The organism is Streptomyces sp. CA-251387 (assembly GCF_050936625.1).
Lineage (GTDB): Bacteria > Actinomycetota > Actinomycetes > Streptomycetales > Streptomycetaceae > Streptomyces.
Window position 1 is genome coordinate 697,988 of record NZ_JBNJMJ010000001.1, and the last position, 14,598, is coordinate 712,585.

Consider the following 14,598-nt stretch of genomic DNA (forward strand, 5'->3'; position numbering starts at 1 on the left):
CCCTCGTATCCGCACCACTGCACCACTGCACCACTGCCCCAGGGAGTTGCCACCATGAAAGCCATCACCTACCGCTCCTACGGCGGCCCGGACGTCCTGGAGTACGGCGACGTGCCGAACCCGAAGCTCGGCGTGGACACCGTGCTGGTCCGGGTGAAGGCGGCGTCCGTCAACCCGGTCGACTGGAAGATCCAGGCGGGATACCTGGATGCCGTCATGGACGCCGTCTTCCCCGTCATCCCCGGCTGGGACGTGGCGGGCGTCGTCGAGGAGACCGGTGTCGGGGTCACGGAGTTCGCTCCGGGTGACGAGGTGATCGGCTACGTCCGTGAGGACTTCGTGTCCCGCGGGACCTTCGCCGAGTATGTCGCCGCCCCGATCCGTACGCTCGCCCGCAAGCCCGCCAACCTCTCCTTCGAGGAGGCCGCCGGCCTCCCGCTGGCCGGCCTGACCGCATACCAGGCACTGACGCGATCCCTGCGGGTGCGGGCGGGCGACACCGTGCTGGTGCACGCCGCGGCGGGTGGCGTCGGCTCCCTGGCCGTACAGATCGCCAGGTCGCTCGGCGCCCGGGTCATCGGGACCGCCAGCGAGTACAACCACTCCTACCTGCGTGGGCTGGGCGCGGAGCCGGTCGCTTACGGCGAGGGCCTCGACGACCGTGTCCACGCCCTCGCGCCGCAGGGCGTGGATGCCGTCCTCGACCTCGTCGGCGGGGACGCCTTGAAGGTCTCTCCGGGGCTGCTCGCCGAGGGCGGCCGCCTGGCCTCGGCTGTGGACGGCGCCGTGCTCGGCCTCGGTGGCGGGTACGTCTTCGTGCGACCCGACGCCCGGGACCTGGAGGCTCTCGCCGAGCTCGCCGAGCGCGGGGAGCTGCGAGTGGACGTGGCCGCCGTGTTCCCCCTCGAGCAGGCTGCCGACGCCCAGCGTCTCAACCGCGAGGGCCACACCCGCGGCAAGGTCATCGTCGCTGTCGCCTGAGCCACCGCTCGCCGCCCCACCACGTCCACGGGCACCCTGCCGGACAACAAGCCCCCGTCACCGCGCGACCCGCGCGCCCTTGTCAAGGGAGAATGCTGTGACCGCAGTTCTGTTCGTCGTCACCGGCGCCGACCACTGGACGCTCGCCGACGGCACCCTGCACCCCACCGGCTACTGGGCCGAGGAACTCGCCACACCGCACCGGCTGCTGAGCGAGGCCGGATTCGATGTCACCATCGCCACACCCGGCGGCGTGGCTCCGACCGTCGACGCCGTCAGCCTCGCCGCCGCGTCCACCGGCGGCAAGGAGCAGGCCGACGCCATCGCCGCGTACCTGGCTTTCCTCCGCGCCGACCTGGAGAACCCGGTCAAGCTCGAAGAGGTCGACCTCGGCGCGTACGCCGCCGTCCTCTACCCCGGTGGCCACGGCCCCATGGAGGACCTCGCCGTGGACGCCGCCTCCGGCCGCCTGCTCACTGCGGCACTGGACTCCGGCAAGCCGCTCGCGGTGCTGTGCCACGCTCCGGCGGCCCTGCTGGCGGCCCGGCGCGAGGACGGCAGCTGGCCGTTCGCCGGTTACCGCATGACCGGCTTCACCAACACCGAGGAGACCGCGGCCGGCTTCGCCGACAAGGCCAAGTGGCTGCTCCAGGACCGCCTGGTGGAACTGGGGGCCGACTTCCGGGCCGCGGCCCCGTTCAGCGAGCACGTCGTGGCGGACCGCAATCTGCACACCGGTCAGAACCCCGCCTCCTCCGGGCAGCTCGCCCGGAACCTCATCGACATCCTCAACCGCGGCTGATCCGCCTGTCGACGCCGACGCCCGGGCTGCCCCGCGGCGCGGCGACATCGCCCCAGCCGTCCCCGTCCACGTACCGCACCTGTGAGGGAATCATGAACAACCCCGCGCCCGAGCAGCCCGCCGACCTCGTCGCCCGGCTGCGCGCCACCTTCCGCGCCGGCACCACCAAGCCCGTGTCCTGGCGTACCGGGCAACTGAACCGGATGCGCGCCCTGCTGACCGAGCACGGTGCGGAGATCACCGCGGCCCTCCGCGCCGACCTGGGAAAGAGCTCCACCGAGGCGTACCGCACAGAGATCGACTTCGTCATCCGCGAGATCGACCACACCCTGGAGCATCTCGACGGCTGGCTGCGCCCCGAACCGGCCCCGGTGCCCGCGTTCATCGGGGAGGCCAGCGCCTGGACGCAGTACGACCCGCTGGGCGTCGTACTGGTCATCGCCCCCTGGAACTACCCGGCGCAGCTGCTGCTCGCCCCGGTGGCCGGTGCCCTGGCCGCGGGCAACGCGGTGGTCGCCAAGCCCAGCGAGCTGGCGCCGGCCACGTCCGCCGCCCTGGCCCGGCTCGTGCCGCAGTACCTCGACACCGACGCGGTCGCCGTGGTCGAAGGCGGGGTCCCGGAGACCACAGCCCTGCTCGAGCAGCGCTTCGACCACATCCTCTACACCGGCAACGGCGCGGTCGGCCGCATCGTGATGGCCGCGGCCGCCCGGCACCTCACACCCGTCACCCTCGAACTGGGCGGCAAGTCCCCGGTGTTCGTGGACCGGGGCACCGCCTTGGACACCGTCGCCGCCCGCCTCGCGGCCGGGAAGTTCCTCAACGCCGGGCAGACCTGCGTCGCGCCCGACTACGTCCTCACCGACCCCGAGACCGCACGCGCTCTGGAAGCCGCCCTGGCCAAGGCCGTCGAGGGGCTGTACGGATCCGACCCCGCCGCCTCCCCGGAGTACGGCCGTATCGTCAACGAGCGCCACTTCGACCGGCTGACCGCTCTCCTGGACTCCGGCCGTCAGGTCACCGGCGGCGCGCACGACCGTGAGACGAAGTACATCGCGCCGACCGTCCTGGCCGAGGTGTCACCGGACGCGCCCGTCATGCAGGAGGAGATCTTCGGCCCGATCCTCCCCATCGTCGAGGTGGCCGGGCTCGACGAGGCCATCGACTTCATCAACGACCGCGACAAGCCGCTGGCCCTGTACGCGTTCACCGACTCCGACACCACCCGGGAGCGGCTCGCCGCCGAAACCTCCTCCGGCGGCCTCGGGTTCGGCCTGCCGCTGGCCCATCTCACCATCTCCGACCTGCCGTTCGGGGGCGTCGGCGAAAGCGGCATGGGCAGCTACCACGGCCGCTACTCCATCGAGACCTTCAGCCACCGCAAAGCCGTCCTCGCCAAGCCCCTCGGCTGATCCACCTCCTCCCCCAGCCGTGCGTGAGCACGGCGGAAAGTGACATTCCCACCATGAGCGCTCTCCCCACCACCAGCCGCGAATGGCACCTGGTCGCCCGCCCGAACGGTGTGCCCCGGCCGCAGGACTTCGCTCTGCGCGAGGTTCCTGTCGCCGAGCCCGGATCCGGTCAGGTCCTCGTACGCAACCTGCATCTGTCGGTCGACCCGTACATGCGCGGCCGGATGAACGACGTGAAGTCCTACGTCCCGCCCTTCCGGCTGAACCAGCCGATGGACGGGGGCGCGGTCGGCGTCGTCGTCGCCGTGGGCGATGACTCCTCCGCCGGCTCCCTCGCCGTGGGTGATCACGTCCTGCACGGCCTCGGCTGGCGGGAGTACGCGCTCCTCGACGCGGCGCACGCCGTGAAGGTCGACGCCGGGAACGCCCCGCTGAGCACATACCTCGGTGTCCTCGGCATGCCCGGACTGACCGCCTATGCGGGCCTGCTGCGCGTCGCGGAGTTCCGCGAGGACGACACGGTCTTCGTCTCCGGCGCGGCCGGCGCGGTCGGCAGCCAGGTCGGGCAGATCGCCCGGCTCAAGGGCGCCAAGCGGGTCATCGGCAGCGCCGGCTCGGACGACAAGGTCCAACTGCTCCTTGAGAAGTACGGCTTCGACGCCGCCTTCAACTACAAGGACGGGCCCGTGGCCGAGCAGCTCAAGACGGCGGCTCCCGACGGCATCGACGTCTACTTCGACAACGTCGGCGGCGACCACCTCGAGGCGGCGATCGGCGCCCTCACCGTGCACGGCAGGGCAGCGCTGTGCGGAGCCATCGCCCAGTACAACGCCACCGAGCCGGTCCCCGGCCCGCGCAACCTCGCGCTCGCCATCGGCAAGCGCCTCACTCTGCGCGGTCTGCTGGTCTCCGACCACAACGATCTGCAACAGCAGTTCGTGGAGGAGGTCGGCGGCTGGATCCGCGACGGGAAGCTCCACTACGAGGAGACCGTCGTGGAAGGCATCGAGAACAACGTCGAGGCATTCCTCGGCATGCTCCGCGGCGACAACACCGGCAAGATGGTCGTCACCCTTCCGGCACAGGCCGCAGTCGGCGACTGACCATCGGAGTGCGGACCGCACACCTCGGTCCGCACTCCGATCAGCCCGCGCGGCGCGGTGGCCCGGCTGCGACCAAGGGGGCGCTCGGGGCGCGGTGACCTTCGCCCGCGGCCGGTCAGCGCGTCCCGGAGATCCCGCCGTCCACGGGGATCACCGTGCCGGTCAGGTAGGCGCCCGCGCGGGAGGCGAGGAAGATCGCCGGACCCGCGATGTCCTCGGGGGTGCCGACGCGGCCGAGGGGCACCCGTTCGACCACGGTGTCCCGCAACTCGGGGTCGTCCAGGACGTGCGCCATCATCTTGGTCGGGAACGGGCCCGGCGCAAGGGCGTTGACGGTGATGTGCTCACTCGCCAGCGTGGCGGCCGTCTTGCGGGTCAGCATGTGCACCGCCGCCTTGCTCGCGACGTAGGAGAAGTTGTCGGACGCGGAGACCACGAGCCCGTCGATCGACCCGATGTTGATCACTCGCGCGGGGTCCTCCGCGGTGGCGGCCGCCCGCAACTGCGGCAGCAGCCGTTGTGTCAGCGAGAAGACGGCCTTGACGTTGACGTTCAGCACCTTGTCGAAGGCCGAGTCGGGGAACTCACCGATCGGCGCGCCCCAGGCGGCTCCCGCATTGTTGACCAGGACGTTCAGCCGTGGCGCGACCTCCGCGACCCGCTCGGCCAGGCTCTCGAGGCCCTCGGCGGTGGACAGGTCCGCCGGGTGCGCCAGACAGGTTCCGGCGCCGGCGGACGTCAGTGCGGACAACTGAGCTGCCGCCTTTTCGCAAGCCTCGGCCTTGCGGGAACTGATGATCACCGTGGCCCCGGCCGCCACGAAGCCCTGCGCGATCATCAGCCCGATGCCACGTGAACCGCCGGTCACCACCACGGTCTTTCCGCTGACGTCGAACAGTGCGGCGGGGTTCACGACATCACCCCGATCAGTGCTGCCGCGCCCGTGCCGCCGCCGACGCATGCCTTCCCGATCGGCGTACGCGCCGTCGATACGAGGACTGCTTGCTTCATCACCGCCCCTTTCTGTAGGCGTGAGTGCCAATCCGTGGGCGTGAACGCCCAAGTCCCGTAGGCGGACGAGCAGGTCAGATACCTGCCGTGTCCGCGACTTCGTGGGCCTTCGCCACCAGTGCGTCGATGCGTTCCGCGGTCGGAGTCCCGGACGCGGCCTTGTTCCGCGGTTCGTCCCTCGCACGGCGCATCACGCCCTCCGCGATGATCGCGACCTTCCACAGGCCCATCGTGTGCCAGTAGCCCAGCGCCGTCAGGTCGCGTCCCGACGCCGCCGAGTAGGCCGCCACGAGTTCCTCGCGGGTCGGGAAGCCGTCGAGAGCGGTCGCTGCGAAGTCGCCTGAGGTGTTCTCACCCTTGGCCGGCCAGTAGGCCAGCAGGCTGCCCATGTCCGCCAACGGGTCCCCCAGCGTCGACAGTTCCCAGTCGAGCACCGCGGTCACCTCCCCGGTGTCGTAGGAGGTGATGACGTTGCGCAGATGGAAGTCGCCGTGCACGAGCGTCAGTTCGCGCTGCTCCGGGACGGCCGCGCCAAGGCGCCGGGTGAGATCCTCGAGGGCGGGCAACTCGCGGGTCCTGGACCTCTCCCACTGGGCCGACCACCGCTTGAGCTGACGCTGCGCATACGGCTTGTGGCCGGCCAGGCCGGTCAGCCCGGTCGCCTCGAGATCGACCGCGTGGATCTTCGCCAGCGTCCGCGGCAACGACAACCCGATCGCCCGGCGGCGCTTGGGCGTCAGCGACCGCGCGATCGACATCCGGTCGACGACCTGGCCGTCCACGAACTCCATGAGCAGCAGCGGGACGTCGGTCACGGCGGGATCATCGGTCAGCCCGAGCACCCGCGGGGTCGGGACGGCGGTGCCCTCAAGGGCGCTGAGAATCCGCGCCTCGCGGGCCACGTCGTGCGCCGAGGCCAGCAGGCGACCCAGCGGTGGGCGCCGCAGCACCCATCTGCGGCCGGCCTGGTCTCCCACCAGGTAGGTCAGGTTCGACTGGCCGAGCCCGATCCGGTCGAAGACAGGCGGCCCGGCGAAATCGACGCCGAGGGTCTCGAACCAGCGGCTCACCGCCTCGGCGTCGATTCCGACGATGTCCGCGTCAGACACCGGTGCCGGCTCCCTGCCTGAACGCGACTGCGTCACCGAGCAGTTGCCCGCCGTCGATCACCATGGTCTCGCCGGTGATCCAGCTCGCGGCGTCCGAGACGAGGAAGGCGACCGCGGAGGCGATGTCGGCAGGCTCTCCGATGCGGCCCAGCGCCATCGAGGCGGACACGGCCTGCTCGTGCTCCTTCCACAGAGCCTCGGCCAGCTTCGTGCGCACCACACCCGGGGCCACCGCGTTGACGCGGACCTTCGGCGAGAGTTCCAGGGCCAGTTGCCTGGTGAGATGGATCAGTGCGGCCTTCGAGGCGTTGTACAGCCCGATGTTCGCCTCGGAGGCCATACCGCCCACCGACGCGGTATTGACGACAGCCCCGCCGTGCTCGCCCATCCAGGCCCGCGTTGCCAGCCCCGTCCACAGGACGGGCGCCCACAGGTTCACGTCGAAGGTCTTCGCGAACCGGCCGTGGTCCTGGTCGATGACCGGCCCGTAGGCCGGGTTGGTCCCCGCGTTGTTGACGAGGATGTCCAGGCTGCCGAAGCGCTCGAGCGTCAGATCCACACAGCGCCGGGCCGCCTCTTCGTCGACCGCGTGCGCACCGACGCCGATCGCTGTGCCCTTGACCTGGGCCGCGGCGGCGTCCGCCGCCTCCTGGGTGCGGGAGGTGAGGACGACGTTTCCGCCGGCCTCCGCGATGGCCTGGGCGATCGCCAGCCCGATGCCGCGCGAGGCACCGGTGACGACGGCGGTGCGACCGGTGAGATCGAGTCCAGCCATCTCAGCTCACCGCCGCCGTCGCCGCGTCCCGGTACTGCCGCAGTTCCTGCTTGGCGATGGCCCGCTTGTGCACCTCGTCGGGACCGTCCGCCAGCCGCAACGTCCGCAGACCCGCGTACATCATCGCCAAAGGGAAGTCGTCGGTCACTCCCGCTCCCCCGTGCACCTGGATCGCGCGGTCGACGATCTTCAACGCGATATTGGGGGCGGCCACCTTGATGGCCGCGATCTCGGTGCGCGCTTCCTTGTTGCCGACCGTGTCCATCAGGTACGCGGCCTTGAGCGTGAGCAGGCGGATCATCTCGATGTCGATCCGCGCCTCCGCGATCCAGTCCTGGATGTTGGACCGTTCGGCGACCGGACTGCCGAAGGTCACCCGTGACTGTGCGCGCCGGCACATCAGTTCCAGCGCCCGCTCGGCCGCGCCGATGGCCCGCATGCAGTGGTGGATACGACCGGGACCGAGCCGGGCCTGGCTGATCGCGAAACCCTCACCCTCGCCCTTGAGGAGGTCCTTGGCAGGCACCCGGACATTCTCGAAGATGATCTCCGCATGGCCCTCACGGTCCGCGTACCCGAACACCGGGAGGTTGCGGACCACGGTGACCCCGGGGGCGTCGATCGGGACGACCATCATCGACTGCTGGCGATGGGGGGCCGCCGTGGGGTCGGTCTTGCCCATCACGATGAGCACCTTGCAGTTCTTGTGCATCGCGTTCGAGGCGAACCACTTGCGGCCGTTGAGCACGTACTCGTCGCCGTCGCGCTCCATCCGCAGCTCGATGTTGGTGGCGTCGGAGCTGGCGACACGCGGCTCGGTCATCGCGAACGCCGAGGCCATCGTTCCGTCGAGCAGGGGCTTGAGGTACTTCTCCTTGTGCTCGTCGGTGCCGAACAGCGTGAGCACCTCCATGTTGCCGGTGTCGGGCGCGTTGCAGTTGCACGCCTCGGAGGCGATGTGGCTGCGGCCCATGATCTCCGCCAGCGGCGCGTACTCGAGGTTCGTCAGACCGGGGCCCCACTCCGGGTGCGGGTGGAAGAGGTTCCACAGTCCACGCCTGCGCGCCTCCGCCTTGAGCTCCTCGAGGATCGGCGGGTGAAAGTGCGGGTCACCCGACGCGCGCATCTGCTTGTGGTAGACCTCCTCGGCCGGGTAGATGTGCGCATCCATGAACTCGAGCAGATCCGCCTTGTACTTCTTGGCGCGGTCCGACATCTCAAACAGGGACATCCGAACTCCTGACGGGTAGGGAGGGAAAGTTGGGCGGGCGCTTGTCCAGGTGACTGGCCACGCCCTCGACGACATCGGACCCGCGGAAGGCCTGGAGCATGAGGCCTTCCGCCCGGGTAACGGAATCGGCGTAGGTGCCGTCCGCGTCGTTGCTCAGTTGGCTCTTGATGGCCGCCATGGATGCCGGGGAGCAGCGCCCTGCCAGCTCGGCGGCGTACGCGACAGCGGCATCCACCACGCTGCCGGTGGGGACCAGATGGTCGAGGAGTCCGATACGGAAGGCCTCCTCGGCATCCACCATGCGACTCGACAGCAACAGGTCCGCGGCCCGGCTGTGCCCCACCAGCCGGGGCAACAGCCAGGAGATCCCGTACTCGGCGATCAGCCCGCGCTGCGCGAATGCCGTGGTGAACCGGGCCGAGGGCGAGCCGAAGCGAAGGTCGCAGTAGAGCGCCTCCACCATGCCCAGGCCGGCGGCCACCCCGTTGATCGCTCCGATCAGCGGTTTGCGCAGGGTCAGCGGCAGGTCCCGCGGGCGGCGCGGTGCCCTGTCGGCCTCGGAGACCTCGCCGATCGCCTGCAGCCGTTGCAGGTCGGCTCCGGCGCAGAATCCGCGTCCCGCGCCGGTGACCACGACGGCGCGTACGTCCGGGTCGTCTTCGGCGGCGTCGAGCAGGCCGAAGTAACGGTCCTCGAGTTCGTCGGTCCAGGCGTTCAGCTTGGCGGGCCGGTTGAACGTGAGCACCAGCACCGGCCCTCGGTGGTCGGCGAGGACGAGCTCGCCCGGCGCGCCGGTCATGTCTGCGCCAGCAGGGAGCTCTGGTACCTGCGCATTCCGCGCAGCCACCGGTCGTAGTCCGAGCCCTTCTGGCGGTACATCTCGAGAACGTCTTGGTGCGGCAGGATCAGGAAGCGCTCGTCCTCGATCGCGGCCAGGACGGCGTCGGCGACTTCGGCCGGCTCCAGGACGTCGCCCGCGGACGTGACGGCCCGCGTCGCCGCCCTTCCCAGCACGTCCCCGGAGTCCTCCCCGGAGGACAGCATCCTGGTGTTCACGCCCATCGGGCACAGACAGCTGACCCGGACCCCGCGATCGCCGTAGGTGACGCTCAGCCATTCCGCGAAGGCGACGGCCGCGTGCTTGGTGACCGCGTAGGTGGCGGAGCCGATCTGGGTGAGCAGGCCGGCCGCGGAGGCGGTGCTGACGAAGTAGCCCTCACCGCGCTCGAGCCAGCGCGGCAGCAGCAGCTTGGCCGCACGGATATGGGCGCGCAGGTTCACGTCGATCGAGAGATCCCAGTCCTGCTCGGTCGCGTCGAGACCGGGTGCCCCGGCGATGCCCGCGTTGGCGAAGTAGAAGTCGACCGGGCCGAACGCGGTCTCCGCCAGGTCGATCAGCTCCTCGATCCGGGCGGTGTCCGACACGTCCGCGCCGGTGCTGACGGTGCTTCCCGGATGGTGGGCGTTGACTGAATCCGACACCGCCCGCGCGGCCTCCGCGTCGAGATCCGCGACGACGACCCGGGCACCCTCGCGAGCGAGCCGCGCGACCAGCGCGCTGCCGATGCCGCCACCCCCACCGGTGACGACGGCGACTCTTTGTGCAACGTTCACGGCAACCCTCTCCGTCGACGGGGCGTGCGTGCGTCCCACCTGTATAGTTGAATCCGACGTCACGTTCAAGAGTTGCCTTACACGGAACCACATGAAGAAAGCCGCCCAACCCAGAGGGATGAGCGGCTACGAGGCAGGCGGATCAGCGGTGGCCGGGGAACCGGAGAGCGTTCGCCCAGAGCCGGGTGACCGTGGCCACGAGTTCCTCGAAGTCCACCGGCGTGCCTTCTTCTTCCTGCCCTTCACTGCGCACGAAGGCGTTGTAGGCCATGACGCTGACCATTCCCGACAGCGCCCTGGACGCCATCATCGGATCGACCTCACGGTCTGCGACGCCCCGCGCCTGCAGGTCGGCGATACCGCGGGCGTTACGGCGGATGAACGCGTCCCCGCGTCGCCTTCGGAACTCACGGAACTCCGGCTCCACTTGGGCCACCTGCTCCAGCAGTGCCATCAGCTTCGCGTTCCGTTTGTATGCCGCGAGATAGGCGCGGTTGCTCGCCTCGAGTACCGCATACGGATCGTCGGTGCCCTGCACCCGGCCCATGCCGGGGTGCATCATGTCCTCCTGCGCCTCCAGGAGGACGGCGGCAAGCACCTCTTCCTTGTTGGCGAAGTAGGTGTAGAAGGACCCCGCCGCGCACCGAGCCTCTTTGGTGATGTCGGTCAGGCGGGTGTCGAGGTAGCCGTCCCGTTCGAACACCTTGCGCGCGGCCTTCACCAAAGCGGCCCGTGTCCGCGCCCCGCGCTGCGTCGTGGGCGGCTCGCGAAGTTGCGAGAAGGGCGCCACGGGCGGTGCCTTCTCGCTGTCGGTCTCCTCGGGCGCAGTGGTGTCCATCCCCGGGACTTTACTTGAATCCGACGCCACAGTCACAAACCCCCAAGGGGCAGGCGGGGCAGGCTGATGTCCTGGTCCCCGGGGCTCATTGGCGTCCGGCGGCCACGTCACCGAGCGCGGTGTCACGGGTCAGAGCGCCACGGTCGATGGACCGCTTGAGGATCTTCCCCGTCGGGCCCTTGGGCAGCGCGTCGACGAACCGGACGATACGCGGGATCTTGTAGGCGGACAGCCGCTCGCGCGCCCAACCGGACACCTCGGCGGCACCGAGTTCCGAACCGGGCCGGGCCGCGATGAGCGCGGCGACCTCCTCGCCGTAGTGGTCGTCGGGCACGCCGACGACGGCCGCCTCGACGATGTCGGGGTGCTCGTAGAGCACTTCCTCGACTTCACCGGGGTAGACGTTGTAGCCGCCGCGGATGATCAGGTCCTTGATGCGGTCGACGATGCGCAGGTCGCCGTCCGTGTCGGTTTCGCCGAGGTCGCCGGTCCGGAACCAGCCGTCGGGTGAGACCGCCGCGGCGGTGTCCGCGGGGCGGTTCCAGTAGCCCCGCATCACCGTGGGCCCCTTGATGTGGACCTCGCCGACGGTGCCCGGCGGGCACTCGTTGCCGTCACTGTCCCGCACCCGCACCTGCAGCCCCGGGACCGCCCGGCCGGTGTACCCGGTCTTGCCGCCGCGGTCGATGTCGTTGAAGGTGCCGAACGCGGTGGTCTCGGTGAGCCCGTACCCCTCCAGGATGGTGCAGCCGAAGCGGGCCTCGAAGGCACGGGCGATCTCGCCGGGCAGCGACGCACCGCCGGAGACGGCGACACGGAGCTGGGCGAAGTCCGCCGGGCTCGCATCGCCCGCCGCGTGCAGCATCGCGTTCCACATGGTCGGCACGCCGGCCATGATGGTGAGCCGGTCGCGGCGCAGCATCTCCAGCATCGACGCCGGGTCGAACCGGGCCAGCAACGACATCGAGCCACCCGCGGTCAGGGCCGCCATCAGGACCGATGCCTGGCCGAACACGTGGAACAGCGGGAGTCCGGTGCCAATGCGGTCGGCGCTCGATGCGCGGCTGCACTCGGCGCCGATCTCCCCGGCGGACAGCAGGTTGCCGACCGTGAGTTGAGCCCCCTTCGGCCGCCCTGTCGTACCCGAGGTGTAAAGGATGGCCGCGGTCTCGTCACGGTCCCGGTCGACGACCTCGGCAGGAGTCGCGCCGATGACCGACGCGCCCGGGGACAGCGTCCGGAAGGGCACCTCGAGTGCCGTGGCCGCCTCGGCGACAGCGGGGCCGAGGGCGTGCCAGGCGATCGCCAGCGAACACCCGGCGTCGCCGAGGACGTATTCGACCTCGGCCCGAGTGCACATGGTGTTCACCGGCACCACGACGCAGCCCGCCGCCTGGATCCCGAGGTAGGCCACCACGAACTCGGGCACCGACGGCGCTGCGAGCAGCACCCGGTCCCCGGGGGACAGGCCCGCGGCGGCCAACGCACCCGCGTATCCCACGCTCGCGTCGTGCAGCTGACGGTAGGTCCACTCATCCCTGCCGCCGCGCAGGGCGATGTTGTCGGGGGTGGCGGCCGCATGGCGGCGCACAGGATCGAAGACGCTGGTCATGAGTGGTGCCTTCCGGGAGTGTGAGCTGGTGTCGGTGCGGGTCTCGCCCTCGCCGATCGGTTGAGTTGGCCCGGCCTCCCCGTCAAGTCCTCTGCCGGGGTGGCCGGATGACGCACCTCACTGCGCCCGATGCGTCGATCGGTCAGGTGGTGATACGGAAGCGTTCGGCGAGCTGGCGGCGGGTGTCGGCGGCACTGGTGTGCAGCACTCCCCCGATACCGATCCGCGCCGCACCGTCGAGGTTCTGCTGCAGATCGTCGATCATGACCGCCTCCTCGGGCGCGACACCGAGGCGTTCACATGCGATCGCGTAGATCCGCCGGGAAGGCTTGCGGATGCCGACCGCGGAGGAGATGACGACCACATCGGCGACGGTGGCGAGGTCGACGCCGTCGTAGGTCCCCGTTCCGAACGAGTTGGACACCAGCGCGACGGGACAGCCGGCGGCTCGGAGATCAGCCAGCAGCGCGAGCATGTCCTGGTCGATCGACATGCCCGCCTGCATCCGGGCCGTGAGCCCCTCGGCCGGTACGTCGGCGCCGTGGGCCCGGAGACGCTCGGCGAATCCGCGCTCGAATGCCTCGGCGTCGATACGGCCGCACTCGTGGTCGGCCAGGAGCGTGCGTGAGGGCTGGTCCCGGGCGAGGAGGTCCAGCGGCAGGCGCGGGTCACCGCCGAGCGAGGCGCCGAAGTCGGTGAAAGCCCGCAGCACACTGGAGGTGATGACCCCGCCGAAGTCCACCAGGACCGCGGTTCGGTCCTTCTCCCTCTCCATCAGACGACCTCGAACAGTCCGGCCGCGCCCATTCCGCCGCCGACACACATCGAGATCACCACGTACCGGACACCGCGGCGCTTGCCCTCGATGAGGGCATGCCCCACCAGGCGGGCGCCGGTCATTCCGTAGGGATGGCCGACCGAGATCGCACCGCCGTTGACGTTGAACCGCTCCGGGTCGATCTTCAGTTCATCGCGGCAGTACAGGGCCTGGGAGGCGAACGCCTCGTTGAGTTCCCACAGGCCGATGTCGTCGATGGTGAGGTTGTGCTGCTTCAGCAGCTTCGGGATGGCGAACACCGGGCCGATGCCCATCTCGTCCGGTGCGCAACCGGCGACGGTCATACCCCGGTAGACGCCCAGCGGTTCCAGGCCGCGGCGCTCGGCCTCCTTCGACTCCATCAGCACCGACGCCGAAGCCCCGTCCGACAGCTGCGAGGAGTTGCCCGCCGTCACGCTGGAGTGCGCGCTCACCTGACCGTCGGGCAACACCGGCGCCAGCCCGGCCAGGCCGTCGAGCGTCGTCGAGGCGCGGTTGCCCTCGTCCCGGGTCAGGGTGACCTCCTCGTCCCGCACCTCCCCGGACTGCTTGTCGAGGACCTTCTTGACACTGGTGAGCGGGACGATCTCCTGGTCGAACCGGCCGGCCTCCTGGGCCGCCGCGGTGCGCTGCTGCGACACCAGCGCGAACTCGTCCTGGCGTTCCCGGCTCACGCCGTAGCGTTCGGCGACGATCTCCGCCGTCTGCAGCATCGGCAGGTAGATGCTCGGCTTGTGCTCGACCAGCCAGGGATCCGTCATGCGGTGGGTGTTCATGTGGTCGTTCTGCACCAGGGAGATCGACTCGACGCCGCCGCCGACAGCGACCTGCATGCCGTCCGTGACGATCTGCTTGGCGGCCGTCGCGATGGCCATCAGGCCCGACGAGCACTGCCGGTCGATGGTCATCCCTGACGCGGTGTCGGGAAGTCCCGCGCGGAGGGCGGCCTGGCGCGCGACGTTGAAACCGGAGGACCCCTGCTGCACGGCGCAGCCGAAGACGACGTCCTCGACCTCTCGTCCCTCGAGCCCGGCGCGCTGTACCGCGTGCGAGAGGGCATGGGCGGCGAGTTCCTGTGCCTGGGTGTCGTTGAACGCGCCGCGGTAGGCCTTTCCGATCGGCGTCCGTGCCGTCGAAACGATGACTGCTTCCCTCATGTCGCCTCACTGCTTCCTGTGGGTCCGGTTCGTCCGGGAGCTTCGGGGTGGTCCATACTCCGAGCTCCGTACGCCGAGCTCGATTCCGGTGGGCGGGGCCGAACGCCGACTGGGGCGCTGTGAGTGGTCAGGAGCC

14 protein-coding genes are annotated in these 14,598 nt (G+C 70.1%); 4 read left to right on the plus strand and 10 right to left on the minus strand.

Features of this window, described 5'->3' with window-relative positions; translation table 11 throughout:
• The first annotated feature begins 54 nt into the window (after nucleotides 1-54).
• From ACQEV2_RS03085 to ACQEV2_RS03100, 4 genes are all read left to right on the plus strand, one after another.
• Nucleotides 55-981, plus strand: coding sequence for an NADP-dependent oxidoreductase (locus ACQEV2_RS03085; protein WP_433036254.1), 927 nt, complete (start codon nucleotides 55-57; stop codon nucleotides 979-981).
• 97 nt (nucleotides 982-1,078) lie between these two features.
• Complete coding sequence (locus ACQEV2_RS03090) at nucleotides 1,079-1,783, plus strand: type 1 glutamine amidotransferase domain-containing protein (RefSeq protein WP_433036256.1); 705 nt, start codon at nucleotides 1,079-1,081, stop codon at nucleotides 1,781-1,783.
• Nucleotides 1,784-1,875: 92 nt separating this feature from the next.
• Nucleotides 1,876-3,195 (plus strand): aldehyde dehydrogenase family protein, encoded by a 1,320-nt coding sequence (locus ACQEV2_RS03095; RefSeq protein WP_433036258.1) that lies wholly within the window; start codon nucleotides 1,876-1,878, stop codon nucleotides 3,193-3,195.
• 53 nt (nucleotides 3,196-3,248) lie between these two features.
• On the plus strand, nucleotides 3,249-4,298 hold the full coding sequence (locus ACQEV2_RS03100) for an NADP-dependent oxidoreductase (protein WP_433036260.1): 1,050 nt from the start codon (nucleotides 3,249-3,251) through the stop codon (nucleotides 4,296-4,298).
• A 115-nt stretch (nucleotides 4,299-4,413) separates the two neighbouring features.
• Here the strand turns inward: ACQEV2_RS03100 and ACQEV2_RS03105 are convergent, their stop codons facing one another.
• From ACQEV2_RS03105 to ACQEV2_RS03150, 10 genes are all read right to left on the minus strand, one after another.
• Nucleotides 4,414-5,211: an SDR family oxidoreductase gene (locus ACQEV2_RS03105; protein ID WP_433036262.1), complete on the minus strand. Its 798-nt coding sequence runs from the start codon at nucleotides 5,209-5,211 to the stop codon at nucleotides 4,414-4,416.
• A gap of 172 nt (nucleotides 5,212-5,383) precedes the next feature.
• The gene (locus ACQEV2_RS03110) at nucleotides 5,384-6,418 is read right to left on the minus strand and encodes a phosphotransferase family protein (RefSeq protein WP_433036264.1); all 1,035 of its coding nucleotides are present in this window, start codon (nucleotides 6,416-6,418) and stop codon (nucleotides 5,384-5,386) included.
• Entirely contained in the window at nucleotides 6,411-7,193 is a 783-nt protein-coding gene (locus tag ACQEV2_RS03115) for an SDR family oxidoreductase (RefSeq protein ID WP_433036266.1), read from the minus strand. Before ACQEV2_RS03115 ends, ACQEV2_RS03110 begins: the two co-directional genes overlap by 8 nt.
• Nucleotide 7,194: 1 nt before the next feature.
• A complete protein-coding gene (locus ACQEV2_RS03120) occupies nucleotides 7,195-8,424 on the minus strand; it encodes an acyl-CoA dehydrogenase family protein (RefSeq protein WP_433036268.1) in 1,230 nt (409 codons plus the stop codon).
• Entirely contained in the window at nucleotides 8,411-9,223 is an 813-nt protein-coding gene (locus ACQEV2_RS03125) for an enoyl-CoA hydratase-related protein (RefSeq protein ID WP_433036270.1), read from the minus strand. Before ACQEV2_RS03125 ends, ACQEV2_RS03120 begins: the two co-directional genes overlap by 14 nt.
• Entirely contained in the window at nucleotides 9,220-10,038 is an 819-nt protein-coding gene (locus ACQEV2_RS03130; protein WP_433036272.1) for an SDR family oxidoreductase, read from the minus strand. Before ACQEV2_RS03130 ends, ACQEV2_RS03125 begins: the two co-directional genes overlap by 4 nt.
• Before the next feature lie 142 nt (nucleotides 10,039-10,180).
• On the minus strand, nucleotides 10,181-10,876 hold the full coding sequence (locus ACQEV2_RS03135; RefSeq protein WP_433036274.1) for a TetR/AcrR family transcriptional regulator: 696 nt from the start codon (nucleotides 10,874-10,876) through the stop codon (nucleotides 10,181-10,183).
• An 85-nt stretch (nucleotides 10,877-10,961) separates the two neighbouring features.
• Nucleotides 10,962-12,488 (minus strand): AMP-binding protein, encoded by a 1,527-nt coding sequence (locus tag ACQEV2_RS03140; RefSeq protein ID WP_433036276.1) that lies wholly within the window; start codon nucleotides 12,486-12,488, stop codon nucleotides 10,962-10,964.
• A gap of 142 nt (nucleotides 12,489-12,630) precedes the next feature.
• The gene (locus ACQEV2_RS03145; protein ID WP_093744383.1) at nucleotides 12,631-13,263 is read right to left on the minus strand and encodes an HAD-IA family hydrolase; all 633 of its coding nucleotides are present in this window, start codon (nucleotides 13,261-13,263) and stop codon (nucleotides 12,631-12,633) included.
• Nucleotides 13,263-14,462 carry an acetyl-CoA C-acyltransferase gene (locus ACQEV2_RS03150; protein WP_433036278.1) on the minus strand — a complete coding sequence of 400 codons (1,200 nt, stop codon included), beginning with the start codon at nucleotides 14,460-14,462 and terminating at the stop codon, nucleotides 13,263-13,265. Before ACQEV2_RS03150 ends, ACQEV2_RS03145 begins: the two co-directional genes overlap by 1 nt.
• Nucleotides 14,463-14,598: the final 136 nt, after the last annotated feature.

Coding starts and splice junctions, on each gene's coding strand:
- ACQEV2_RS03100 (WP_433036260.1), top strand. CDS start 3,249: ATGAGCGCTCTCCCCACCACCAGCCGCGAATGGCACCTGGTCGCCCGC.
- ACQEV2_RS03115 (WP_433036266.1), bottom strand. CDS start 7,193: ATGGCTGGACTCGATCTCACCGGTCGCACCGCCGTCGTCACCGGTGCC.
- ACQEV2_RS03150 (WP_433036278.1), bottom strand. CDS start 14,462: ATGAGGGAAGCAGTCATCGTTTCGACGGCACGGACGCCGATCGGAAAG.
- ACQEV2_RS03125 (WP_433036270.1), bottom strand. CDS start 9,223: ATGACCGGCGCGCCGGGCGAGCTCGTCCTCGCCGACCACCGAGGGCCG.
- ACQEV2_RS03095 (WP_433036258.1), top strand. CDS start 1,876: ATGAACAACCCCGCGCCCGAGCAGCCCGCCGACCTCGTCGCCCGGCTG.
- ACQEV2_RS03085 (WP_433036254.1), top strand. CDS start 55: ATGAAAGCCATCACCTACCGCTCCTACGGCGGCCCGGACGTCCTGGAG.
- ACQEV2_RS03135 (WP_433036274.1), bottom strand. CDS start 10,876: ATGGACACCACTGCGCCCGAGGAGACCGACAGCGAGAAGGCACCGCCC.
- ACQEV2_RS03145 (WP_093744383.1), bottom strand. CDS start 13,263: ATGGAGAGGGAGAAGGACCGAACCGCGGTCCTGGTGGACTTCGGCGGG.
- ACQEV2_RS03140 (WP_433036276.1), bottom strand. CDS start 12,488: ATGACCAGCGTCTTCGATCCTGTGCGCCGCCATGCGGCCGCCACCCCC.
- ACQEV2_RS03120 (WP_433036268.1), bottom strand. CDS start 8,424: ATGTCCCTGTTTGAGATGTCGGACCGCGCCAAGAAGTACAAGGCGGAT.